Below are 24,263 nucleotides of genomic sequence, written 5' to 3' on the forward strand. Positions count from 1 at the left end.
ATTCAATGATTAGTGAAACGATAACCTTTTGCTGTTTTGGTTATTTTTTTTTGAGCTGGTTCGTTAGTTTCTGACATTGTCTTTTGCTTCGCCTTTTCTTTATCCATTTTTAAAATGTAAGGGTGGGAAAGGTCTTCCGTGCTTCCAATATTATTTCCAATAATAAGTTTTCCGCTCAACTCGTCAATTTCTAGATTGTCTAGTCGGAAAATAATGTTTTCTAAATAATCAATTTGGACATGATCAAATTGAATGTTTTTTCCATTCTCCTCTTTTTGTTTTTGCTCAAGCAGTTCAATAATTCGATCTAATTTATTGAGAAGAAGAGAGTCTATTTTATTTTCTTTTTCCATCTGTTTCTTTTTAAAAGAAAAAAATTTAAACATAAACTCCCTCCAAACGGATATATGGGGGAACTTAAAATCAATAGGAGTCCGTCCATTTCCGCTTTCTGCATGATTATGTATAGGCTGCATTTTTCGTATCGCTTAAGACACCTTTTTTTAATTTATGCGGTGGATAGTAGACATATTCCAGTGCCTGACACCTTCAATCAAGTCATATACAAAGCTGTTACATTAGGCAGAAAAAGCGGAGGGGAACCGACCCCGCCGCTTTAAATTTTCCATGATGGCCAATAGTGATCCGGTGCCTGACCCCCAATGCGTGTGGGACAAGGGGATAGTTCCTTGTCCCCTGGTTTTAGAATATAAGTGAATCATGCAATGTCTATGGTCATCTTCTATCTGCTTTTTATTTGATAGATGAAGAGGTATTGGTTAAGTTTCGTATTACTTTTTTGTATTGTTTTAAAGAGACTACTTTACCTATATAGCTATTCTTGCGTTTTAAATCAGAGGAAATAAATTGGATGGCAAGGTAAGGGAAAAACTTTTTTGTACGAAAACGGAGATCCTTCCAATAAACCAAAAAACCGTTTTTTCTTACATATACAAATGGATAAGCATATGTTGTACAAGCTAGAAAATCTGAAATAGACTGGTCCTTTCGACTGTCTGAAACTAACACGGGATATTCAATTATTTTGGAAAAAGTGTGTTCAATAGATAGACTTTCTTCTGAATAGGTACCTAATAAGAAATCTACATCCGTTTCAATGATGACATCCCATTTAAATAAAGTGATTCGGGGAATTAGCTTGATCCGGACGGCGTTTACAAAGTGGTTGTTTAAGTGCCGTTTCACCGCTGCCGTTGAAAAAATCCGAATCCCCAAGTATAAAAAAATAAATAGATAAATGGCCAAAAAGGTTACGCTAGATTGATAGAAGGGGAGTAATCCAAACCCTAGAAAATGAAGGGCTAGAATGTAAGGGTCCATTAAAGGAACAGCATCAAAGGCAATCCATTTTCGTGAAAAAGGCAGCAGGATTTGTGTTCCGTGGACATTGAATAAATCAAATAGAACATGCAGAATGACGGCTAAAAACGTCCATAAAAATAGATGAAGAAAATTCGTCCCTGGGAAGAAAGGGTACACGAAACCTGAAACCAGGATTGCCCATAAAGGAAGTGTGGGAAGGGAATGCGACAGTCCTCTGTGATGGCGGAAATAACTTCCTTTACCATGTAATCGATAGATAAAGTCAAAATCAGGTGCATTAGAACCAATGAGAGTACCTATCATAACTGCCTGTGATAGAGCCAGTTGATCAGAGACAACAGGATCAATTTGAGCAAGCGCTCCTATACCTAATCCGATAACGATATGCGAAGCAGTATCCACATAACCACCCCTTACTCATATTTATTAATAGGTAAAAACCTCATTAGCAATCAGGCAAATTTTTGTATACTTGTTTCCTCGAAAACAGATTGATAATGCCAAAGTAAATGGTCAAAAATCGTATCCCAGTTTTGTGTTAAAGCATAATCTCTCCCTTCCTGTCCAAAATGGATTAGCAGGCTGTCATTTTCTAATAGCTTGAGGATGGCATCGGCAAACTCTGCTGCATTACCTGTTTCACACAAATAACCTGTAACCCCAGGCTGAATAATATTTTTTACGCCGCCCGAATTAGCTGTAATGGCGGGAGTACCGCTTGCCAAAGCCTCAATCACCACATTTCCAAAGGTTTCAGTGGGAGAAGGAAATACAAATAAGTCAGATGCGGAATAAATTTCAGCTAACTCTATTCCTGTTTGGTATCCTGTAAAAGTCATATTTGCGGGAGAAGTGGCCTCCAGTTCTTCCCTTAACGGACCGTCACCAACTACTAACCATTGAACTTGCTCATTAACCTCAGCTGGAAGTGACTTTGCCACATCCAGTAGTGTCTTGACATCCTTTTCAGGTGCCAACCTACCCACAAAGGTTAGAAGGTGCTTTTTGGTAATTCCGTGTTGTTCGCGTATTAATTGTTTATCGTAATAAGGATGGAAATGCTGACAGTCTACTCCATGCGGCCAAATTTCTAAATTAGTAAACCCTCGGCGATGAAGCTGAGTATAGGTTTCCTGTGATGGGACGAATAATTTTTTAAACGGCTTATGAAACCATTTCATGTATTTCCAAAGGATTTTTGAAAGAAATTGAAGGTTATAAAATTTCAAGTAATAGTTAAAATCAGTGTGATAGGAGCCGACTAGCGGAATCGATAATTTTTTGGCAAGGTAGATACCACAAAGTCCCATGTTAAATGGCGTAGCAACATGGATGATATCGGGAGAAAAGGCTTCTAATTCAGCCTTAATCCGAAACAGGTTGGGAAAAGCCAGACGGCACTCGGGATAGAAGAACAGGGACCAGCTCTTAAAGCGGCAAATGTAAGACGAAATGTATTCATTTGAATGAGAATTCGAATCAGGTGCAAAGACTTTAAAGGTGATGTGTTGTTTCTCTAAATAATTGGTAAAGTGCTTAAGAGTTCTCGCCACGCCATTGATATCCGGATAAAATGTATCTGTAAAAATAGCAATTTTCATAACATTCTCCTCCTCAACAGATTAATACTGCCGCAAGAATTGTGCACTGATCCCTCAATGCTTTCCTCATATAAACCCTGCTAATGTAAGTTCCTCTTTATTGTATTAGATAACTATGGCGTATCTTCTTAAGGAACTGTTAAACAATTGTAAAAGTTATGTATACTCAATCCACTTATATGTCTTTAAAGATTTTTTAAATAAAGTTGATTAATGCTATACTTGGGGAACGAATTGGGTTTCTGAAGGGAGATTAATATTTTGAAGTATATAAAATCGCAAATGCAACAGCTAATCAAGGATAATAAAGAATTGCATACACGCTTAAAAGAGTTGAAAGTAGAACACGGCCTTGAAAAAAACAATGCTCTCAAGGCTTTGTATCATTCAGAAGTTGCTGACGGGGGAAAGTATCAGTTAGCCTACCAAGCACTTGACCAGCCAAAAAAGTAGACTTACTTAAGGCTTTGAGGTTAAATATTGGGACGATTTCGCTAGGGTTTAATAAGGTTAGTCGGACCACAAGAACCGCCCCACTGGGTTCTTTTAAAAGCTTTTATACGCTGGGTGTCAGGCACCACTTTTATGAACAAATAACCCTATTAAAATGGAAGTTCATCATCCGAAATGAATTGGGATGGCGTCTCTAATGGCTGCTTTACTCTTACAGTTTCGTCGTCCAGAATCCCCACTTAAATATAATGGAAATTCTTTACAAACGGTGAAAAATACAGTATAATCTTAATTGACCAGTGGTCAATTAAGGAGGAGGAACATGTCACCGCGAAAGTCTGTCCAGAAAGAATTAACACGAGAAATGATTATGGATGCTGCAAGGGACTTATTTGTAAGCAAAGGCTACCAGCATGTTTCCATGAGGCAAATTGCGAAAGAACTTGGTTATAGCCATGGATCTATCTATTATCATTTTAAAAATAAAGCTGAGTTATTTTATGCCTTGGTGGAGGATCATTTTGAGCTGCTTGATCAAAAGCTTCATGATGTACTCAAGCAAAAACTTGATCAAAAAGAAAAGCTTAAACAAATTCTAGTCGGATATATACAATTTGGTCTCAATCATCAAAGTCACTATGAGATTATGTTTTTAATCAAGGATGAAGAAGTCAGGAATTTTATCAATCAGGGGGGGAATAGGAGCTACGAAAACTTTGCCCAGAGTGTTTCCCTTTTAAGCGGGAAGGAGTTAAAGGTACAGGAAATATGGTTATTGTTTTTGTCCCTTCATGGGTTTGTCACCCACTATTGCCGGATTGTGAACAGCTATGAAGAGGTAAGGGGCCTGGCTGAAGCTCATGCTGATTTTTTATTAAAATCAATTCATTAATTTTTTTTGAATTTAATTGAACGGTGGTCAATTAATTGAGGGGGAGGACTTTATTATGAAAAAGGCATTAGTTTTAGGCGCATCAGGTGGGATGGGGTATTCGATTGTGAAGGAATTATCGGCTAGAGGGATTTCGGTGATTGCTTTTGCCCGAACAAGGTCTAAATTGGAAAAATCGTTTGCGGCGGATTCCAAGGTTAGGATTTTTCCAGGAGATCTCTTTAAGCTTGACGATTTACGGGAAGCCGCCAAAGGTGTAGATGTCATTTTTCACGCGGCGAACATTCCGTATGAAGAGTGGGAAGCCAAACTGCAAGGTTTTGTCAGCAATATATTGACTGTCGCTAGGGAGGAATCAGTAAAACTAGCTATCGTTGATAATATTTACGCCTATGGAAGAGCAACCGGAAAGAAAGTGGATGAAATTTCACCGAAAAACCCACATACGAAAAAAGGGAAAATCCGTCTTCAAGTAGAAACAGCAATTAAAGATTCAGCTGTTCCGGCTTTAATTGCCCACTTTCCAGACTTTTATGGGCCCAATGCGGAAAACACGCTTTTGCACCATACTCTAAAGGATATCGTAAGGAACAAGAAATCCCGTTACGTTGGAGACCAAAAGATTGCCAGAGAATTTATTTTCACTCCTGATGGTGCTAAAGCAATTATCAACCTGGCCTTGAATGATGAAGCTTATGGGCAAAATTGGAATATCCCGAGCTATGGTGTCATTTCGGGCGAAGAATTAATTGAAACACTCAGACAAATTCGAAATTATGATAAAAAGGTTTCGACCATAACCAAAAATATGATTCGGTTCCTTGGTTTGTTTAATGCGGGTATGCGTGAAGTGGTTGAAATGTTCTACTTAAATGAAGAGCCTGTTGTGTTGGATGGAGAGAAATATGAAAGGTATATTGGTCCTATACCCAGAACCCCCTATAAAGAAGGTTTGGAGAGAACGCTGAAGTATATGACCTCCCCTGAAAACTAATGGGCAATTGAAATACGAATGGCAAAGAATAAAATTTCTTTCAATTAAATATGAAAATACCAACAACTTTAAAATATAAACCAGTTATTGAATCCGCCAATTACGAGAATTGATGGCAAAAACGCTGAAATTTGGTGCCTAATCCTCAGTGTGTAAAAGCTTTGACGCATCGGGAGTCAGGCACCTATTTTATGTTACTTTTGCATTGGTTTATACTAAAATGAACTTAACAAGCTTTCTAAGCGGGATAAGTATTTTAGACAAGGACAAATACATTTTTTACAATCGTTAGCATCAGGAGGATTACTTGAAATGATAACAGAAGGGACATTTAATGGTGTCGATGGGATAGGACTATTTTTTCGAGTGATTGAACCATTAACGGCTCCAAAAGCAGCAGTTATAGTTGTGCATGGACATGGAGACCACAGCGGAGGGCTACAAAATATTAGTGCAAGCCTGGTTGATAAAGAATATATTGTTTATGCCTTTGATTTACGCGGTCATGGAAAAAGCGCTGGAAAAAGGGGATATATACAGTCTTGGGATGAATTTAGAGGAGATTTACACGAGTTTCGAAAGCTCGTTTCTCTCGATCAGCCCGAATTGCCCTTGTTTATCGTAGGACATAGCATTGGCGGTCTGATTACTCTCGAGTATGCTTTGGAACATAGTGCAGGTATTTTAGGAATTATGGCGATTTCCCCTGCAATCTCTTATGAAGTAACACCATTTGAGCACTTAGGTATAAGCCTAATGGGTAAGATTAAACCAGACTATAGTATCAAAAAACCGGGCAGGATTCGATTGCTAAAGAAAAAATCAGCGATGCGGGCTAAATACGAATCCGATAGTTTACGTCACAATATCGTGACCCCAGGTTTAGGACGCAGCTTAATCGAAGCGGTATCACGGGTGGTAAATAAAGCACCGTCGATTACCCTGCCAATTCTATTGCAATACGGTCTGGATGATAAAATTACTCCCCCGACAAAGCTGCGCCACTTCTTTAACCTTGTCTCCTCATCGGATAAACAGCTATATGAATACCCTTCAGCTAGGCATCGTCCGTTTGATGAAGTAGGAAAAGAGAAGTCTTTAAGCGATTTAGTCGACTGGTTAGATCAACAGCTTGATAAACAACAAAAGGTTACTTGCAGAGAGTTTGGTTAGCCGGTGTTTACGATTTAACACAAGCGAACATTCACCAATTTGTTGAAGGGATTGGACAAGGCCGTTTTTGGGAACGCCAACTATGAAGATTTTTTTTGTATGGCTCTATAACTGAATGTTGATTTCACTGTGTTTGAAAAATAAACGGAAAAATTCCGTTTAATTTGGGAAATACCCATATTTCCTTAAAAATAAAGGGAGTTTTTCCGTTTATATTAGCCAAATCACTGGATTTTGCCTAAGTTTGAGAAGTTAATCGGAATATCTCCGCTTATATCTACTTCTTAAGCTTCTTCTATAGACATTAGCCGGAAATTCTCCGCCTATGAATGCTCAAACTTACACGAAAATTAACAATGAATAATAACAGAGCCTTTAATATAGAAAATAGTTTAGTATAAAAACGGTGCCAGAGCCTCGATGCGAATGTATTATCACACCGGGGAACTAGCACCGTTCTATGTTTTTTATTTTGATGATGGTGTTATGTTTAAAACATGACTTAACTTTTCATAAACGGGTAATGTCGGTGCGATAATAACTTTCCCGGTACCTCTAAATGTTTGAAGCAGACCCTCGCCGGAAGCAACAGAGCCGAAAATGCTTTTTGTTGATTTTTCAACGGTAAAATCAATGTTTCCGAGCCGGAAAAGCGTGAAATTCCCGTCCACTTGAACCATTTCATTTTGAAGTTCAAACTCCACCAGTTCCTCTTCTGGAACAGGGATTTCAAATAGGCAAAATCCGCTTCCAGATACTTTTGTTTGAAATAATCCTTCACCGCCGGCAATGGCAGAGGAAACATTTTTCATTGCCTGAACAGAAACAGAAACGCTCGATTCACAGCAATAAAAAAGACCTTTATCCGCAATGATTTCTTCGTTATTAAGTTCTACTATCATAAAGTGTTTAAAACTTGGTTCCAAGTAAATAATCCCGCTGCCCTGGTATTGTGGTTTAATCATGGATTCATTGGCTAAAACACTGGAGGCTAATCCTTTTAAAAACCCTTTCGCACCAGTTCCTCCTAAACTTTTTAGCGTAATATTTCCTTTCATAAACTGCAGTGCACCGGATTCAGCGGTAAGGGAGCTATTTTTGAGTGTAACCCTAACTTGTCTTAGTTTAATATTTGATTTTTGCGCAAAATATAGCTTTTCAGCAACAGAAAAATTATCATTTCCGCCTAAATTCTGATATTCTAAAACCTCAATTTTTATATTTTGATTTTCGACGAAACTAACCACTTGGTATGCTTCAGACATCTCAATTTCTCCTTAAAAAATCCATTCTTTTATAATCTTTTTCTTTTTCCTCATGTTTTAATCCCAAACACTTTCAGCAATAGTAATGACGTGTTTTATCTTATTCCATTGATCTTCTTCGGTTAAATTGTTGCCTTCCTCCGTACTTGCAAAGCCGCATTGAGGACTTAATGCTAGGTTTTCTAAGGGAATAGATTGGCTTGCTTGTTTAATTCTTTCTTTAATCGTATCAGGGTCTTCTAGTTCCGGGAATTTAGAAGTGATTAATCCTAGGATAACCTTTTGGTCTGCGCGTTTAAAGCTTTTTAATGGTTCAAAATCTCCCGAGCGCCCGTCATCATATTCTAAGAAGAGTCCATCTACCTTTAAATCAGCAAATATGGCATCAGATATCTGATCGTAACCGCCGCTAGTTATATAAGTAGACCTGAAGTTTCCACGGCAAATATGCATCGTAATAACCATATCTTCAGGTTTTTTAGAAATGGCTTCATTTAAACAGCGTACTCTTGTTTCGATGATATCCTGTACTTCCATATTAAGTTTTTCAACGACTGCTTGAATCCGTTCTTCCGAAACAAAATCAATCCAAGAAGTATCATCTAATTGTAAATATCGGCACCCTGCGTCATAGAAGGCTTGAATGGCTTTTTGGTAAGCTACAACTGTATCATGAAAGAACTGTTCTCTGTTATCGTGATAATATTCATCCCCCTGAATTCTAGTAAATAACATATTAGGGCTTGGAATCGAGAACTTAGCCACTTGACTGCCATCGCCATAGCGGTCGACTGCCTGTTTTAAGAACTTGAAATGTTCTAACATATAATGATCATTGAATTCTACTTTACCAACGACTTTAATGGCTTTATTTTTTGTTTTCGCTCCTTGGAAGTTACTAATATATTCCGTTTCAAACTCTTCTACGCCATCTAAGCCTGATAAGAAATCCAAGTGCCACCATGAACGTCTAAACTCACCGTCTGTGATGGAGTTAAGGCCAACTTCAATTTGTTTTTGGACAAGTTTCTCAATTTCTTGATCCTCTATCGTCTTTAAGGCATCTTTATCAATTTCTCCATTTGCAAAAGCTTTTCTTGCCTCTTTAATTGGTTCTGTTCTTAAAAAGCTGCCTACATGATCGGCTTTAAATGGTGCTTTCACTGCTGTCTTTATCATGTTAAATTCCTTCTTTCTTTAAAAATTAAAAAACCTCTTCTCATAAATAAGAAGAGGATATCATTACCGGCACTGGTTCTCTTCTTATCTTCAAGCAAATCGCTCCTGGAATTGGCACAGTACTAACGTAAGTCTGCTGCCGAGGTATCGCGGGGCCAGTCCCTCCACCTCTCTTGATAAGAGTATTCTAAACTATTTAATTATTAATTACGTTACATTCGTTTTACTATTCTGTCAAATAAGAAGTAAATCATGACGAAATACTAATATACTGGTCCCAATGGTCTCCGGGAAAAAAAGTTAAAAAGGTCACACCAGATTCCCCGTGCCAATGTTATTATATATGTATCACTTTTGGAGGTTAAGAAATATGCAAATAACTTTAGATAACCCTAAAACTGCCCTAAAGGACAAACTGCTTCAAACAACATTTTCACGAACAAATCCTTTTCAAGCAAAGATTCTTAAGAATATAAATATAAACGGAGCCGGTTCTAGTAAAGAAACGAGGCATATTGAGTTATCACTAGAAGGGTCAGGCCTTTCTTATGTCCCTGGTGATGCCCTTGGGATAGTCCCTTCCAATGATCCAGAACTTGTTGCGTCCATTCTTGAGGGAATGCACTGGGATGAAGATGCGGTAGTTACCATCAATAAGCAAGGGGAGACACTTCCACTAAAGGAAGCACTGACCACCTACTTTGAAATTACACTGTTATCAAAAAAGGTTTTACAACAGGCAGCTGCATTTACAGAAAATGAAGAGTTACAAAAGCTTCTGCTGGTTGAAAATGTGACCCAACTGAAAGAATATTGCTATGGACGTGATTTGCTTGATATGTTACGTGAATTCGGCCCATGGAATGCGGCAGCACAAGAAATCGTTTCTTTATTAAGGAAAATGACGCCGCGCCTCTATTCGATTGCAAGCAGCATTACTGCTAATCCAGATGAAGTTCATTTAACCATCGGAGCTGTGCGTTTCACAGCTTATGGACGCGTACGTAAAGGGGTTTGCTCTGTATTATGTGCTGAACGTGTAAAAGAAGGAGATACGCTTCCAGTCTTTGTTCAAGCAAATAAACACTTTTATCTACCAGAGTCTCATGAAAATGATATTATTATGGTTGGACCTGGGACAGGTATAGCACCATTCCGTTCCTTTATACAAGAACGTGCAGTGAATAATGCAACAGGCCGGTCATGGCTATTTTTTGGAGACCAGCATGCGGACTCTGACTACCTTTATCAAGATGAGTTGGAAAAATATCAACAAGATGGGGTACTGACAAAACTAGACGCTGCCTTCTCCCGAGACACAGCTCAAAAGGTTTATGTTCAACATAAAATACTTGAACATAGTAAAGAACTGTTTGATTGGCTTGAAAAAGGCACTTATTTCTACGTTTGTGGGGATAAGGAATATATGGCGAAAGACGTCCATGAAACGCTTATTAATGTGATTGAAAAAGAAGGAGCGATGAGTCGCGATGCAGCAGAGGCGTATCTAAAAGATATGCAGAAGCAAGGGCGTTATCAACGTGACGTATATTAAAAGGTAAGAGTAAAAATCTACAGCACCCTTCGTCCGGTCAGGTCGAAGGGTTTTTTTAATCATTAACCAAACTCGTAATACGGATGTGCAAAGGCAATTTCCCTCTAACACGATATTATCCCCTAATTGTTTTATGAAAATTTTCCCATTCCTTCGATAATGTGTATCTTTTCGTTTTCACCATTGTTCCTCTATCCATTTTGGATTTTTATTTGGTTTCAATTTCCTCGTATATAAAAAATTTTATCCAGCAGTATAACTGGATTCATTGCATAATTTAAAAGTTCAAAGGAAAACTATGCTAAGCCTTATGAAACAAAAGAAATGGAGGAGTATAGTTGAAGGCCTCAGATTTGTTCGTAAAATGTTTAGAAAATGAAGGCGTTAAATATATATTCGGAATCCCAGGTGAAGAAAATACTGATTTTGTTGATTCTCTCATTGATTCAGACATTGAACTAATTCTTGTTCATCATGAACAAGCCGCTGCTTTTATGGCTGATGTTTATGGCCGTTTGACGGGAAAACCCGGTGTTTGTTTGGCAACTCTTGGACCAGGGGCAACAAATTTATTAACCGGTATTGGTGATGCCTATCTTGACCATGCGCCAGTTGTTGCGATTACGGGTCAGGCAGGTCTGGAACGAATTCATAAGGAATCACATCAGTATGTCGATATTATTGGCGTTTTTGAAAAAGTAACGAAATGGAATCAGCAAATTCGCGTAGCACATACCATTCCCGAAATTACCCGTAAAGCATTTAAACAAGCCGTCCTTGAAAAACCAGGTGCGGTTCATATTGAGCTTCCAGAAGATATTGCCATGACAGATACAGAGGGGAAGCCGCTTCCAGTCACACCACCGCCAAATTCGCGGCCAACAGAAAGTGAAATCAAAAAGGCAGCAGAAGCGATTAACCATGCGAAAAGGCCAATTATATTAGCCGGAAATGGAGTAATTCGTGATGGAGCCTCTGGGGCATTAAGGGAATTTGCCGAAGCCAAAAATATCCCGGTCGTAAATACTTTTATGGCCAAAGGCGTTTTGCCTTCTAATCATCCATTAACACTTTATACCGTTGGAATGCAGGCAAAAGATTATGTGCTTTGCGGCTTTGACCAAGCCGATCTCATTATTACCGCCGGATATGATTTTGTTGAGTATTTGCCAAAATATTGGAACGATGAGGCGATGAATCCAATTATCCATATTGATAGTCTTCCTGCAGAAGTGGATGCCTACTATCCTCTCGAAGCGGAATTAGTCGGTAATGTAAAAGAGGGAATTGAAGCCTTAAGCCTTCTAGTCGAAAAAAAGGAGCTGTGGCCGGAAGTAAAAAAGTTAAAATCACAGTTAGTTGAAAAACTTCATGCATCTGATGGGTTATCAGGAAGCCCTGTTAAACCGCAAAGAATTATTGCTGATTTGAAAATGGCTGAGAAAGGCGAGGCCATTATCATTTCTGATGTGGGGGCACATAAATTATGGATTGCGCGGCTTTATCAGCCGGAAAAGCCGAATCATACCATTATTTCGAATGGCTGGGCCTCTATGGGGATTGCCGTGCCTGGTGCCATTGCGGCAAAACTTGTTTACCCAGATAAACCGGTAATTGCTGTAACAGGTGATGGCGGTTTCCTTATGAATGGTGTTGAACTGGCAACAGCCAAACGGCTCGGACTTGCCTTTGTCGTGATCATTTTCCATGATTCAAAATTTGGTTTAATTGAGTGGAAACAACTGAATAAATTTAATCGCTCTGCTGATATTGAATTTACTGATCCTAATTTTTTAGAGTTTGCTGACAGCTTTGGTGTGAAAGGGATTAAAGTCACCCATTCTGATGAATTGTTACCGGCCCTAGAAAAGGCCATTTCAAGTAATGAGATTGTGTTAATTGATGTCGATGTTGATTATTCAGAAAATGTGAAACTGTCGAAAACACTTGGTGATTATATTTGCAGACTATAAGCGGGTTAATCCTAACAGGATGGAGGAAGGAAAGTGAAGAAAAAATGGCAATTGTGGATTGGCGGAAAATGGCGCGAGGCGAAAACGTATGAGCCATTATTTAACCCCCATACTAATGAAGAGTTGGCTCAAATCGGACAGGCTGAACCGGCTGATGCTGTCGAGGCGGTTGTCGAGGCAAATGCTGCCTTTCAAAAATTTAGGGGATATCCGGCACACGCCCGCGCCAAAATTTTAGCTAGAGTGGCAACAATCATGGAGGAACAAAGTGAAGAGTGTGCGAAAATCATGGCTTTGGAGGGGGCAAAGTCGATCCGGAATGCCCGTGAGGAAATCGTCCGGACCGTCCAAACGTATCGGTTCGCAGCAGAGGCGGCAAAGAGTAATTATGGTGAACAAATTCCAATGGATGCGGCTGAAGGCGGGGAGAATCGCTTTGGCTTTACTACCCGAACACCAATGGGTGTGGTGACAGCCATCACCCCGTTTAATTTTCCCTTTAATCTTGTGGCGCACAAAGTGGGGCCAGCGATAGCTGCCGGGAATTCGATTGTCTTAAAGCCTGCTGAACAAACTCCTTTAAGCTCTTTATATCTTGCCGAAGTGTTTAAAGAAGCAGGACTTCCGGATGGCGTGCTCAACATCATTCCAGGAAAAGGGGATGTTTTGAGTGAGGTGCTAACGACACATCCTTATGTTAAAAAGGTGACTTTTACGGGAAGTGTTGAGGTTGGGCATATTATTCAACAGCAGGCAGGTTTTCGTAAACTCACACTTGAGCTTGGATCGAATTCACCCTTTATCATTGATGAAGGTGTCGATATTGATAAATTAATCGAACGCAGTGTCATGGGGGCTTTTTCCTATAATGGCCAAGTGTGTATTTCTATCCAGAGAATCTATGTCCATCAATCATTATATCAAGAATTTTTGGATCGATTTGTCAGCAGGACAAAGCAGCTTGTCATCGGTTCACCTCTTGATGAAAAAACCAATATTACCGCGGTTATTTCAAAGAAATCCCGTGAACGGTTGCAAGCTTGGCTCGATGAGGCAGTAAATGAAGGCGCAAAAATTGAATGCGGCGGAAAAGTGGAAGGCAATATTATGGCCCCAACTGTATTAACGAATGTAAACCGTGATTCAAAAGTATCTCGGTTTGAAGTATTTGGCCCTATCGTCTGCATTTCCCCATTCGATACATTGGATGATGCGATTAATGAGGCAAACGACTCCCGCTACGGACTGAATTCAGGAATCATTACACCAAGCATTGAACGAGCATTCTATGCAGCGCAACGCCTGGAAACAGGCGGAGTCATTGTGAACGATATTCCAACTTATCGGATTGACAACATGCCGTATGGCGGCTGGAAGGATAGCGGGGTTGGAAGAGAAGGTGTCAAATATGCAATGGATGAAATGATGGAGCAAAAGTTTATTAGTTTTAAAATTAGTGATTACAGTTAGGTATTTAGCTTGGGCTGCCCAAGAAAGAGGAGACCTTGACCAAGCAATTGAATATGTAACAAATGCAGTCAGACTAGACCCTAACGACCAACAAATTCGCCAGGAATATCTCTCGATACAAGAACATTCTTAGCCCGAACTACAAATATATTGGTGTGGGTTATGTCTCACAAGGGAATTATTGGACACAGGAGTTTATAGGCAAATAAAAACAAGAAAGGCTTGAGGAAAGTGATCCTCAAGCCTTTCTTGTTTCATGAATTCTTGATAGTCCTTTTGTCTCCGAAGTGTAATGGTGGGATTTTATCATTTATATTAAAAATTTTAATATTATTTTTAAATAATGAATTATTGAATTTGGTAACAAAAAGGTTTCTGAAAACGATTGCAAGAAAAATTTTAATAGTTGCAATTGACAGAATAATAAAACTATATTACTATCTTAATATAAATTAAACCTTCGTAACACGAAAAAATACATCATAGAAAGTGAAGGTAATCGTTATGTCACAAATGCTAGCTTTAGTCATTGTCGTACTTATTCTATTAATTGGGGACTGGGTAGCGGTACGAACCAAAGCCTGGGTGCCATCAATCTTTATCTCAGCCGTTTTATTTCTTATTGGTTATTGGACATTCTTTCCTAAGGAAATCGTTTCAGTAGCAGGGATACCGCCGGTTGTTGCAACCATGCTGATGTACCTCCTTATTACGAATATGGGAACATTGCTTTCTCTAAAGGAATTGAAGGAACAATGGAAAACCATTGTCATTGCCCTTTCGGGGATTTTAGGGATTATTGCACTATTGTTTGGGATTGGAACCTTTATTTATGGGTTTGAAACAATTGTTGTTGCCATCCCGCCATTGGTTGGCGGTGTAGTATCGGCGTTGATTATGTCTGAGGGGGCCAAGGAAGCGGGCCTCGCATCCCTATCGGTGTTCGCTATCGTCATCTACGTTATGCAGGGGTTTGCAGGATATCCACTTACCTCAATCATGTTGAAAAAAGAAGGGAAAAGACTTCTTACCCAATATCGCAAGGGAGATATGGCAGTTAAAGGCCAACCGGAAGCGGCTGCAGAAGTAGCAGCATCAGTTGAATCAGCTAAACCGGAGCTTAAGCTATTTAAAAAGCTGCCTGAAAAATACAACACCGAGTACTTTAAGTTTTTTAGACTTGCTTTAGTTTCTTTTCTTGCTTACTTGGTTTCCACTCTATTGGCACCTATTGTTTCCATTAGCCCGTTTGTTCTTTGCTTATTGTTTGGGATTATTGCAAAAAGCATTGGTTTTCTGGAGAAGCAAGTCTTGCAAAAGGCAAATGCATTTGGTTTTGCCTTAATGGGTCTTATGCTGTTTGTATTTGATGGGTTAAAACAAGCAACACCAAGCATGATGTTGGAAATTATTTATCCGCTAGTGGGTACAATTGTGATTGGTGTAATCGGAATGTACATCTTCTCCTTTATTGCAGGTAAAATCCTGAAAGTAAGCAAAGAAATGGCATTCGCAGTGTCCTTAACAGCCTTATATGGATTTCCCGCTGATTACATCATCACAAACGAAGTAATCAAATCATTAACAATTGATGAGAAAGAAAAAGAGATGCTGACAAGCCGCATGCTTCCGCCAATGTTGGTCGGCGGGTTCATCACCGTTACGATTGTATCGGTTATACTAGCAGGCATCTTTGTGAAATTTTTGTAAATAAAGAGGCGATTTGAATGGAGACTCTTCAACTACGAATTGAAGAACATATAAACAAATTAAGTCAGTTTACAGCCACACCTGGAAAAGGGACTACGAGGCTGACTTATAGTAAAGAAGACAGGCAGGCACGGGATTATATAATTGATAAAATGAAGGAATACGGTTTAGCGGTCCATGAAGATGGATTGGGTAATATCTTCGGAAAGCTGGAAGGTACGCTAAAGGGTGCGCCGAGCGTTCTAATCGGATCCCATTTTGATTCTGTTCCAAATGGGGGCTCTTATGACGGCCCCGCAGGTGTAGTCGCAGGGCTTGAAGTGGCTGCACTTTTTGCCGAAAAACAATTAACACCCAAATACCCATTAGAAATTATTGCCCTTATCGAGGAAGAAGGAGCACGATTCGGCGGCGGTTTGATGGGTTCAAGAGGCATTACCGGTTTGCTGAGTGAGGATGATTTTAAAAATTTAAAGGACAAAGATGGGATCTCCACAGAAGAAGCGATGGTAAAAATCGGATTGGATCCATCGTTTCCTAAAAAAAGAGATCCCAAAACGATTAAGGCATTCCTGGAAATGCATATCGAACAGGGGCCAATTCTCGAGGAAAAAAATATTCCGATTGGTGTAGTAGAGGCTATTGTCGGGCTGACCCAATTTGAGATAACCGTAGAAGGGCAGGCAGGACATGCGGGTACGACACCGATGGATCGCCGCGCGGATGCACTTGTGACCGCTGCTAAGATGATTGCTCAATTTCCTGGCCTCGCCATCGAAGAAGGGGAAGGAACCGTAATTACAACGGGGAAATTGAATGTTTTTCCAAACGGTGCCAATGTCATCCCGAAAAATACCGTTTTTACAGTAGATATACGGTCCGGCAAGGAAGAACATATCCAAAATGTCATCCGGAAACTGAACGAACTAATAGAATCATATAGTACGAATGGAATTAAGATTACGGCTGAACAGCAGTTATTTATGCAGCCAAAAGCCATGAACCAAGAAATTGTTGCTCTTATGAAACAGATCAGCAGTGAATTGGAAACACCATATTGTTCAATTAACAGCGGAGCCGGCCATGATGCCATGGTGTTTTCTGATGTTACGGATGTAGGGATGTTGTTCATTCCAAGTAAAGATGGACTGAGCCATTGTCCGGAGGAATGGTCAGATTCTAAGCATATCGCAAATGCCGTACAGATATTTTTTGAAACAGCAAAGAAACTAACGGAGGCCTTGTAAAATGATTAATGGAAAAATAAAACAAGCAATTCAACAGTATAGTGAGGAATTAACAGCCATTCGGAGAAAGCTTCATAGTGATCCTGAGCTATCCTGGGAAGAAGAAAACACAACCGCTTTTGTCTGTGACTATCTTGAAAATCTAGGAATCTCTTATCGAAGAGCTGTGCCAACAGGTGTCATTGCCACAATCGAAGGCGGAAAGCCAGGGAAAACAGTAGCATTAAGAGGAGATATGGATGCCTTATCAGTGGAAGAATTGAATAAGGATCTGCCATATGCATCAAAAACCGAAGGGAAAATGCATGCGTGCGGTCATGACGCCCATACAGCGATGCTCTTGATTGCTGCCAAAGCTTTAAATGAGAGCAAGGAAGATCTGCCCGGTAATGTCCGGTTATTGTTCCAGCCTGCTGAAGAGGTAGCAGAAGGTGCTAAAGCCTTCGTAAAACAAGGGGCTGTTGAAGGGGTGGATAACGTCTTCGGTATTCATATTTGGTCACAAATGCCTACAAACAAGGTTTCTTGTCCAGCGGGGCCATCCTTTGCGTCAGCTGATCTCTTTACGGTAACCTTCAGAGGAAGAGGCGGCCATGGCGCACTGCCGCATGCTTGTATTGATGCAGCGATTGTAGCCTCTTCGTTTGTGGTGAATGTGCAAACAATTGTTTCGAGAACGGTTGATACCCTAAATCCTGCTGTTCTAACCGTTGGAAAAATGACAGTAGGTACCCGCTTCAATGTTATTGCTGAAAATGCGGTAATTGAAGGAACAGTCCGCTGCTTTGACCCTAAAACAAGAGATCATATTGAAACACAGCTCAAGCATTATGCAGAACAGGTCGCAGCTATGTACGGTGCAACAGCAAAAGTGGACTATATCCGTGGTACCCAGGCTGTTAATAACGATGAGTACAGTGCTAAATTGGTTCAAAAGGTGGCTGCAGAGGCATTTGGCGCAGATGCTGTCTATTTTGAAAAGCCGACAATGGGCGGCGAGGATTTCAGCGAATATATGGCTGAAGTACCCGGCAGTTTCGCACTTGTGGGCAGCGGTAACCCTGAAAAGGATACAGAGTGGGCGCACCATCATGGTAAATTCAACATCGACGAAGACGCACTCGTTACCGGTGCGGAATTATACGCGCAATATGCTTGGGCTTATTTACATGAATAAGGCTGGCGCCAGACCCCAAGGCTTTAAAGCTTTAAACTACTTGGAATCAGGCGGATTTTTCCAAATCCGGGACGTGACTGGGCACCGAAATCCATTTTTAAAAAAGAAGTAAAAGAAAAATTCTCTTTGTTTGGCAGGTAGGAAAGTATAACTTTCCTATCTGGCATAAGTGCAACTACGCCTTTGTTAAAATGCCTCCAAATATGAGAAGGGCCTCCAAGTGCTAGAACCGTCCCCCTGGGTCTACTTTGGGGACTTTTAGACTTCAAACAAACAGTATTTCACGGGAGCTTTCCTTCCCTTCTATAAAATCTAATAGTCGAGTTGCCTCTTCCATTAATGCGTTGTGTTCCTCATCAGGAAGCTTTTTAAAGAGCTCAATAATGAGTCTCACTGCCCCTTTTTCTTTCTGCACTTTCCATATTCCCGAGACGAAGCCATCAATGAGAATGGTTGGCCTGATGATTCCGTTTTTAGTAAATACTATGTTACGGTAGGCCTCATCAATGATTCGTTTCCGATCGGCATAGGATAGCAAAATGTTGTCAAAGCCTCCAAGGAATCTTGGTGGAGATGGAGTGTTCTGATCAGGTCTTGGGGCATTAGGAATGTCTATAAGCTCTTTTCCTTCGCTGTCTTGGAATATGACGAGCTGCGGTAGAAGTTGTTCTACTTTTTCATTGAGCCGAGTGAGGCCCGACCAAACCTGTATGTCCTGAATAGTAGCTGGACCAAATGCAGCTAGGTAACGCAGTATAATATCTTCTATTGTTAATTTTGAGAATGGCAGAGTGCCGATCCATGCTTCAGATGAAGTATGGACAGCCTTCCCGCTCTTACCCCATATTCCACGGGGTGGCAATTGCACAAGTGGAACCATAGTCCGAACGACAGCTGCGAGAGCTGCCGATTCAACATTCGGCCACTGTTTACCTAATAGTTGGCCAAGTTCGCTAAATGTACGAGGCTTTGTTTCAACTAGAGTACGGCCAGCATTGGCAACGGCCAGTATATCCAAACCCTTTAGGTATTTACCAAAAGAACTTTTTAAGCCGTTTTCTTGGACAGGCTGAACTAAGGGGCGCAATCTCATACCATCCTGGGATGACACTAAGTGGATGGTGGAGCGCATCAAGGCGAGCCGCACGACCTTTTTGTCTTGAAGGAGATTGGATAGATCTTCTGGACAAAATTCTTCAAGCCGCGTCCAAAGACCAAAATAAGGGGCATTCGGGTCTTGAGCCTGTATCCCAACAAGATGCTCTAAAGCATCTAATACCGATATATTTACACGAGTTAGCAACATTTGCCTTGCAAGTAAAGCGCGGTTCAAGGCCCGAGTGCTAAGGACTAGAGGCATCCCTCGAAAACTATCTTTGCTTGGAGCTTTATTACTAATCTTCAAATGTTAAGCCCCCTCATCATTTGTAGCAGCTTATTCTACCTTAGCATTTTCTCTTTTATATAAATAAAGACCATAATCTTGCATCACCGATGGGTGTCCAAGTTGTCTGAGCATTGTGGCAATATTACCACGGTGGTAATTTCCATGAGTAACAACGTGGAGAACTGATTCAGAAATAGACGTTTCCAATAATCCAGCATAAGGATTATTAACGACAATGACTTGATCCATATTTTCCTGATTGGCCAGAAATGATTTGTTTTTGAGGGACAGGCTGTCATAGAGGGTTTCCATCTCTTCGATGTCTTTTGATTCTAACTGGTTTTGTAATTGATTAGCCAAGACAAAAGCTTCATCCATAGTTTGACCGTTGATAATACCAAACCATGATTGCTCTACGAGATAAATATGGGTTAACACATGTGAAATGGTGGAAAAGCCACTTTGTATGTCTTGATGATAAATGTCCTTCGGAAGTTCTTTTAAGCGATTAATAATTTCCTTATTTGCCCAAACATTGTAATCATACATATCTTTTGTGGGATTCTTTTTCAATACATTGTCCTCCTTGTTCTCCATTGCCTAATAATCATTACGTGGAATATAATACCATTTTCTGGAGTGTATGTATATCGTTGTCTTTATCCCCAACAAACATTGTGGAAAATATAAGTGGTGCCTGACCACCAAACGATAAAGCTCTAACACGTTGGCGGTCAAGCACCATGGCCCAGGTAGAATATGAATATTAAAAATTACTAACCCCAAGCGAACCGTGACAGCCACGATTCGCTTTTGTATGGTGTTTATTCTGTTTCTTCCCCAGAAGGCCGAGTCGTTTGGAATGGAAGGGTATCCCAGAAGCTTGTATTAGCTTTCTTAATTGAACCATCGGCGATCGCTCTCGTTGTTGCATCAAGGGTGGTGATTGTTTGCTTAATCAAATAACCATTGCTTTTTTGTCCGAGCACGTAAGACTCATAGTTGTGATCAGACATGCCCCTCATTTCAAAAAGGAGTGTTGAAATATCGTATTGAACTGCGGCTCCATTGCGGCCAATAGTTTCCTCTGAACCGCCATTGTATTTTCCGATATTTCCCCATCCCTTTGCGTTAACAGCATTGAACACGACAGCTCCTAATTTTTTCGACCGTTCTAGGACTTCCGGCTTAACATTCCGATTTGTCGGATAAAGGATGGAACCTGATACATATTTCCCATCTATTTCACTTTGAGTTCCTTGATGATGGAGATCAATCATATAATCAATTTTATATTTTTTTAACACATTATTATGCAAGGCTTGGGTCTCTGGGTGTATTTTGGCAACATGGTCACGGTTTAAATCGGCACCAACAGCATTATAGCGAGTCAAATGCCTGCCGCCGTCAGCGACATAGTCATCAAGGGAAAAGTTGACATCACCCATAGCTCCATCAGCATTTAACATTGGTACAATCAGGATGTTTACGTGATCAAGAACTCCCTTCATTTTACCTGTTCCTAAGTGTTTAATAAATTCTAAAGCACCTTCTGTCGTCAGCTGTTCATTTCCATGCTGCTGGGTTAAAAAGAGAATAGTCGGATTGCTAGGGTTTGACATATATTTCGCGAGGAAAATGTCACGGCCTTTAACAGTTTGACCAATTACTTCTAGTTTCATAGCACTTTGTTTAGCATCTTGGGTTTTTAGAAAATCAACTAGACCAGTGTATGTATGTAGAATAGAAGTCTGAATCGACTCATTTCCGCCATAGATTGGCCCTTCTCCCACTGCACCAACAGAAACGGGAACGCTTACAATTCCGCCAATTGCCATTAAACTGGATAAAGATAATGCTAGGACTTTCTTTTTCATTTTTAGAACCTCCAATTGATATAATCATTGAAAAATTAAAAATATTCACTACAAGAAGAATGTTATATATAAAATGGCAGCTTGTACATAGTGATTAATTACCGAATTTTAATCCAACAAATTTCCTATTGAGGCGAATTTTAGGAATAAATATAGCCTGGCCCCCTCAGTCGAAGACATTAAGATAGTCTTATCTTTCGATAATCTGAGGGTGTAAGACCAAACGTTTTTTTAAACGTCTTTCTGAAAACTATGTGGAAATTGGCGAGATTAATCCCATTCCAGTAACAGAATTGGAAGATATGATAATTGGTGACGTACCACAGGAAATAGAGGATACACTTTACGATGTGATGGAAGAGGACCAGAGTTCTCAGCCATTTTTCCACCCCTTTGTGGATCTATTTCCAAATGGGGAGATCAAACGGACTTTGCCAAGAAATAAGAAAAAATTTGTTGATGGTATCTATACTTTTAAGCCTTCCATTGCGAAGTCGGTCTGGAGAAAGGTTGTTTTATCAGGAAAACATACGATGGGTCATTTGCATGAAATCATCCTTGACGCCTTTAATTTTGATGACGATCTGTATAAAGGTAAAAAAATCCGGCACATGGCCGGATGAAAAAACGTATACAAAAATAAAAAGACAAGCAAAAATCTAGAGGAGATTTTGCTTGTGAATTTTAAAGCGGTTTATCTTTGGTTGCCTGGCACCCTGAAAGTTGGTGCCTGACCCTAGTGACTCAAAATCATTATTCAAAAATGTACCTTATTACATCCAAGGCTTGATCAACCGTTTCGACAGTTACATTCGCTTTATTGGAAAGTTCTTTTAATGAATGAATTAATGATTCAGGTCTGATGATTATGGTAGGTTTATTCATTGCAATTGCCGTGCTGGCATCCATTGCTGTATTCCATTGCTTATATTTTTCGCCAAATAGGGCAATGACTATATCTGATTTTTGCAATAATACCTGTGTTCTGAAATTGTTAATATCGGATGCGGCACTATCCTTATATAAATTTCCTGGTTGCTGCCCCAGAATTTCTTCGCCGATATTGTCTGATCGTTCATGGTTTGTTTGAGGTGCGACAAATACTAACGGAAGATTTTTTTCCTTTGCCTTTTTCTTTACGTCTTCTCTCCAAGTATCGTGAATTTGTCCGGCTAAATAAACTGTTAATTCCATAATGATTCCTCCAAAATTAATTTGTTCTTACCCTATATTATAAAATTTTATAAGACTTTCAAAGGGAGCACCTGTAGCAAAAAAAGGGCTGTCCTGAATCCAGTGAAAACTGGATACGAACAGCCCCGATATATAATTATTGAAAATTCTTCATCCAAGTCGTGAAGTTGTCAATCACAGTGTCTAAAAACTTCACTGTTCCTTCGTCTGTTAGGTTGCCTTCACTATCGAATTTCGTATGTGCAGCACCTACATATACTTCATTGCCAATGAGTACAGGAGAAGCAACGCCGCCAGCGAATAAAATATCACGTAAATGCATTTGCGCTTTCACCGTTCCTAAATTACCCATTGAAGCACCCATCACAATCGATGGTTTCCCAATCATCACTTTATCTACTCGAGATAACCAATCAATTGCGTTTACTAAAACGCCCGGTACTGTTCCGTTATATTCAGGTGTTACCCATAAAACAGCGTCCGCTGCTTTTACTTTTGCCTTGAAATCAACAACCTCTTGTGGCGGTTCATTTTCGATATCTTGATTGTACATAGGAATCTCATTTAAAGATAAAACTTCAAGATCGAATTTGTTAATATAGCGAGATTTAATATACTCAGCTAATTTTTTGTTTAATGATTCCTTGCGAATACTACCTATAATTGCTACCACTTTCATATATACTGCCTCCGTTTAATTGATTGGGATAATTTTTTTATTCTTTAAAGTAACACAGTATTATAGTATCTCAAATGAATGAAATTATAAATTAATTTGCATCTTCCCATGCGGTAACGCTTTAATGTGCAGGGAGTCAGGTAAGGAATTAAATATATTGAAGATTTTGTGACTATTATAGGGTGGGGGGGTTTGGTATGATATAATAATTTATATCATGAGACAAGGAGGGAATACCCTTAAATGAAATTTAAAACAATTGCCTTTACTTTATTATTGGCTGCCATTATGTTAGCTGGTTGTAGTGGAAAAAGTACGGATGAAGGAAGTTCTTTAAAAGAAAATGCACCAAGCGACATAAAGGAAATGGTTCACGAATATAGTACAGGTAAAATGAAAGCCAAAAATGCCTCTATTACATCACTACAACTTATAGTGACTGACGCCAATGGAAAAGAGTCGGCCTATGACTTGCCTAAAGAGGAGTTTTTTGTGTCTATTGCTCCTTACGTCGAACAAACTCATCCCTGAACAAATCATAGCTTGACAGGTTGTCAAGGGGAACTGGCGAATAAAGAGTTTCAAGTCTACATCGAAGATACGGATGGCAATGTGGTGCTGGACGAAAAAGTTAAGACCCAATCTAATGGATTTATCGATTTTTGGCTGCCACGTGATAAAACATATCAGATAAAGTTTGAATATGACGGAAAAAAGGCAGAATCAAAGATTGCCACATTTGATGGTGATCCTACTTGCATTACAACCATGCAGTTAAAGTAGTGGCTTACTAGGTTAATATGAAAGTTTATTGAACTAAAAAAGGGGTAGTCACCTGCCACATTCACGAGCGGGGACTGCCACTTTTTTAACCAATTTTTTGAATTTTGGTTTTAGCTGCTGGATGAAACCTCCTGTTCACATTAAATTCATATTTCTAACATTAATATGTTAAAAAACTGTGAAAGTCGTTGCCATTTGGATCCAAACTGAGTATATTTAAAGTGTAGAGAAGATAGTGAAAATAATCACAAACTTCACTACAAAATCCAGCTGGCTGAACAGCCCCTTGGCGAAAGGGGACACAAAAATT

The 24,263-nt window shown here is 39.7% G+C and carries 23 protein-coding genes, 1 pseudogene and 1 riboswitch; of the genes and pseudogenes, 14 read left to right on the forward strand and 10 right to left on the reverse strand.

Going from position 1 to position 24,263, the window contains the following annotated elements; genetic code table 11:
• Positions 1-2: 2 nt before the first annotated feature.
• The 3 genes from ACFVSW_RS12370 to ACFVSW_RS12380 form a co-directional block, all read right to left on the reverse strand.
• Positions 3-386, reverse strand: coding sequence for a hypothetical protein (locus ACFVSW_RS12370; RefSeq protein ID WP_387316270.1), 384 nt, complete (start codon positions 384-386; stop codon positions 3-5).
• Positions 387-753: 367 nt separating this feature from the next.
• The gene (locus ACFVSW_RS12375; RefSeq protein ID WP_387316272.1) at positions 754-1,746 is read right to left on the reverse strand and encodes a metal-dependent hydrolase; all 993 of its coding nucleotides are present in this window, start codon (positions 1,744-1,746) and stop codon (positions 754-756) included.
• Positions 1,747-1,796: 50 nt separating this feature from the next.
• The gene (locus tag ACFVSW_RS12380; protein WP_387316274.1) at positions 1,797-2,945 is read right to left on the reverse strand and encodes a glycosyltransferase family 4 protein; all 1,149 of its coding nucleotides are present in this window, start codon (positions 2,943-2,945) and stop codon (positions 1,797-1,799) included.
• Positions 2,946-3,206: 261 nt separating this feature from the next.
• Here ACFVSW_RS12380 and ACFVSW_RS12385 point away from each other — a divergent pair, with 261 nt between their 5' ends.
• The 4 genes from ACFVSW_RS12385 (at position 3,207) to ACFVSW_RS12400 (ending at position 6,457) form a co-directional block, all read left to right on the forward strand.
• Positions 3,207-3,398, forward strand: a complete 192-nt coding sequence (locus ACFVSW_RS12385; protein ID WP_034723466.1) for a hypothetical protein — start codon at positions 3,207-3,209, stop codon at positions 3,396-3,398.
• A 322-nt stretch (positions 3,399-3,720) separates the two neighbouring features.
• Entirely contained in the window at positions 3,721-4,290 is a 570-nt protein-coding gene (locus tag ACFVSW_RS12390; protein ID WP_387316276.1) for a TetR/AcrR family transcriptional regulator, read from the forward strand.
• A gap of 55 nt (positions 4,291-4,345) precedes the next feature.
• The gene (locus tag ACFVSW_RS12395; protein ID WP_387316278.1) at positions 4,346-5,284 is read left to right on the forward strand and encodes an SDR family NAD(P)-dependent oxidoreductase; all 939 of its coding nucleotides are present in this window, start codon (positions 4,346-4,348) and stop codon (positions 5,282-5,284) included.
• Between the two features lie 312 nt (positions 5,285-5,596).
• Positions 5,597-6,457: an alpha/beta hydrolase gene (locus ACFVSW_RS12400; RefSeq protein ID WP_387316279.1), complete on the forward strand. Its 861-nt coding sequence runs from the start codon at positions 5,597-5,599 to the stop codon at positions 6,455-6,457.
• Positions 6,458-6,924: 467 nt separating this feature from the next.
• On the opposite strand, the gene ACFVSW_RS12405 is transcribed toward ACFVSW_RS12400, so the two are convergent.
• Positions 6,925-7,722 carry an AIM24 family protein gene (locus ACFVSW_RS12405; protein ID WP_387316281.1) on the reverse strand — a complete coding sequence of 266 codons (798 nt, stop codon included), beginning with the start codon at positions 7,720-7,722 and terminating at the stop codon, positions 6,925-6,927.
• A gap of 57 nt (positions 7,723-7,779) precedes the next feature.
• A complete protein-coding gene (locus ACFVSW_RS12410; protein ID WP_387316283.1) occupies positions 7,780-8,901 on the reverse strand; it encodes a 5-methyltetrahydropteroyltriglutamate--homocysteine S-methyltransferase in 1,122 nt (373 codons plus the stop codon).
• 81 nt (positions 8,902-8,982) lie between these two features.
• Positions 8,983-9,084: riboswitch (SAM riboswitch) on the reverse strand.
• 187 nt (positions 9,085-9,271) lie between these two features.
• On the opposite strand from ACFVSW_RS12410, the gene ACFVSW_RS12415 reads away from it, so the two are divergent.
• The 8 genes and pseudogenes from ACFVSW_RS12415 to ACFVSW_RS12450 all read left to right on the forward strand — a co-directional run bounded on the left by ACFVSW_RS12415 (position 9,272) and on the right by ACFVSW_RS12450 (position 18,033).
• On the forward strand, positions 9,272-10,456 hold the full coding sequence (locus ACFVSW_RS12415) for a sulfite reductase subunit alpha (protein WP_387316285.1): 1,185 nt from the start codon (positions 9,272-9,274) through the stop codon (positions 10,454-10,456).
• A 338-nt stretch (positions 10,457-10,794) separates the two neighbouring features.
• Positions 10,795-12,429, forward strand: coding sequence for an acetolactate synthase large subunit (locus ACFVSW_RS12420; protein WP_387316286.1), 1,635 nt, complete (start codon positions 10,795-10,797; stop codon positions 12,427-12,429).
• A 33-nt stretch (positions 12,430-12,462) separates the two neighbouring features.
• Complete coding sequence (locus ACFVSW_RS12425; RefSeq protein ID WP_387316288.1) at positions 12,463-13,899, forward strand: aldehyde dehydrogenase family protein; 1,437 nt, start codon at positions 12,463-12,465, stop codon at positions 13,897-13,899.
• Positions 13,886-14,032: a tetratricopeptide repeat protein gene (locus ACFVSW_RS12430; RefSeq protein ID WP_387316290.1), complete on the forward strand. Its 147-nt coding sequence runs from the start codon at positions 13,886-13,888 to the stop codon at positions 14,030-14,032. Before ACFVSW_RS12425 ends, ACFVSW_RS12430 begins: the two co-directional genes overlap by 14 nt.
• Positions 14,022-14,108 (forward strand): annotated as a pseudogene (locus ACFVSW_RS12435) (CAP domain-containing protein); the annotation flags it as partial. The gene ACFVSW_RS12430 and the pseudogene ACFVSW_RS12435, both read left to right, overlap by 11 nt.
• A 295-nt stretch (positions 14,109-14,403) precedes the next feature.
• Positions 14,404-15,609, forward strand: a complete 1,206-nt coding sequence (locus tag ACFVSW_RS12440) for a hypothetical protein (RefSeq protein WP_387316293.1) — start codon at positions 14,404-14,406, stop codon at positions 15,607-15,609.
• Between the two features lie 17 nt (positions 15,610-15,626).
• Positions 15,627-16,856 (forward strand): Zn-dependent hydrolase, encoded by a 1,230-nt coding sequence (locus ACFVSW_RS12445; RefSeq protein ID WP_387316296.1) that lies wholly within the window; start codon positions 15,627-15,629, stop codon positions 16,854-16,856.
• A gap of 1 nt (position 16,857) precedes the next feature.
• Entirely contained in the window at positions 16,858-18,033 is a 1,176-nt protein-coding gene (locus ACFVSW_RS12450; protein ID WP_387316297.1) for an amidohydrolase, read from the forward strand.
• 265 nt (positions 18,034-18,298) lie between these two features.
• Here the strand turns inward: ACFVSW_RS12450 and ACFVSW_RS12455 are convergent, their stop codons facing one another.
• The 3 genes from ACFVSW_RS12455 to ACFVSW_RS12465 all read right to left on the reverse strand — a co-directional run bounded on the left by ACFVSW_RS12455 (position 18,299) and on the right by ACFVSW_RS12465 (position 21,297).
• Positions 18,299-19,438 (reverse strand): winged helix DNA-binding domain-containing protein, encoded by a 1,140-nt coding sequence (locus ACFVSW_RS12455; RefSeq protein WP_387316299.1) that lies wholly within the window; start codon positions 19,436-19,438, stop codon positions 18,299-18,301.
• Positions 19,439-19,468: 30 nt separating this feature from the next.
• Positions 19,469-19,993 (reverse strand): DinB family protein, encoded by a 525-nt coding sequence (locus tag ACFVSW_RS12460; protein WP_387316301.1) that lies wholly within the window; start codon positions 19,991-19,993, stop codon positions 19,469-19,471.
• 251 nt (positions 19,994-20,244) lie between these two features.
• Complete coding sequence (locus ACFVSW_RS12465) at positions 20,245-21,297, reverse strand: M14 family zinc carboxypeptidase (protein ID WP_387316303.1); 1,053 nt, start codon at positions 21,295-21,297, stop codon at positions 20,245-20,247.
• A gap of 302 nt (positions 21,298-21,599) precedes the next feature.
• Between ACFVSW_RS12465 and ACFVSW_RS12470 the strand changes: the two genes are divergently transcribed.
• Positions 21,600-21,920 carry a plasmid pRiA4b ORF-3 family protein gene (locus ACFVSW_RS12470; RefSeq protein WP_387316306.1) on the forward strand — a complete coding sequence of 107 codons (321 nt, stop codon included), beginning with the start codon at positions 21,600-21,602 and terminating at the stop codon, positions 21,918-21,920.
• Between the two features lie 130 nt (positions 21,921-22,050).
• On the opposite strand, the gene ACFVSW_RS12475 is transcribed toward ACFVSW_RS12470, so the two are convergent.
• Together ACFVSW_RS12475 and ACFVSW_RS12480 are read right to left on the reverse strand one after the other, a co-directional pair.
• On the reverse strand, positions 22,051-22,491 hold the full coding sequence (locus ACFVSW_RS12475) for a YtoQ family protein (protein WP_387316308.1): 441 nt from the start codon (positions 22,489-22,491) through the stop codon (positions 22,051-22,053).
• A 136-nt stretch (positions 22,492-22,627) separates the two neighbouring features.
• Complete coding sequence (locus tag ACFVSW_RS12480) at positions 22,628-23,170, reverse strand: NADPH-dependent FMN reductase (protein WP_387316310.1); 543 nt, start codon at positions 23,168-23,170, stop codon at positions 22,628-22,630.
• A gap of 243 nt (positions 23,171-23,413) precedes the next feature.
• Here ACFVSW_RS12480 and ACFVSW_RS12485 point away from each other — a divergent pair, with 243 nt between their 5' ends.
• On the forward strand, positions 23,414-23,953 hold the full coding sequence (locus ACFVSW_RS12485; protein WP_387316311.1) for a CueP family metal-binding protein: 540 nt from the start codon (positions 23,414-23,416) through the stop codon (positions 23,951-23,953).
• Positions 23,954-24,263: the final 310 nt, after the last annotated feature.

The organism is Neobacillus sp. NPDC058068 (assembly GCF_042885335.1).
In the GTDB taxonomy this organism is placed as follows: Bacteria; Bacillota; Bacilli; order Bacillales; family Cytobacillaceae; genus Neobacillus.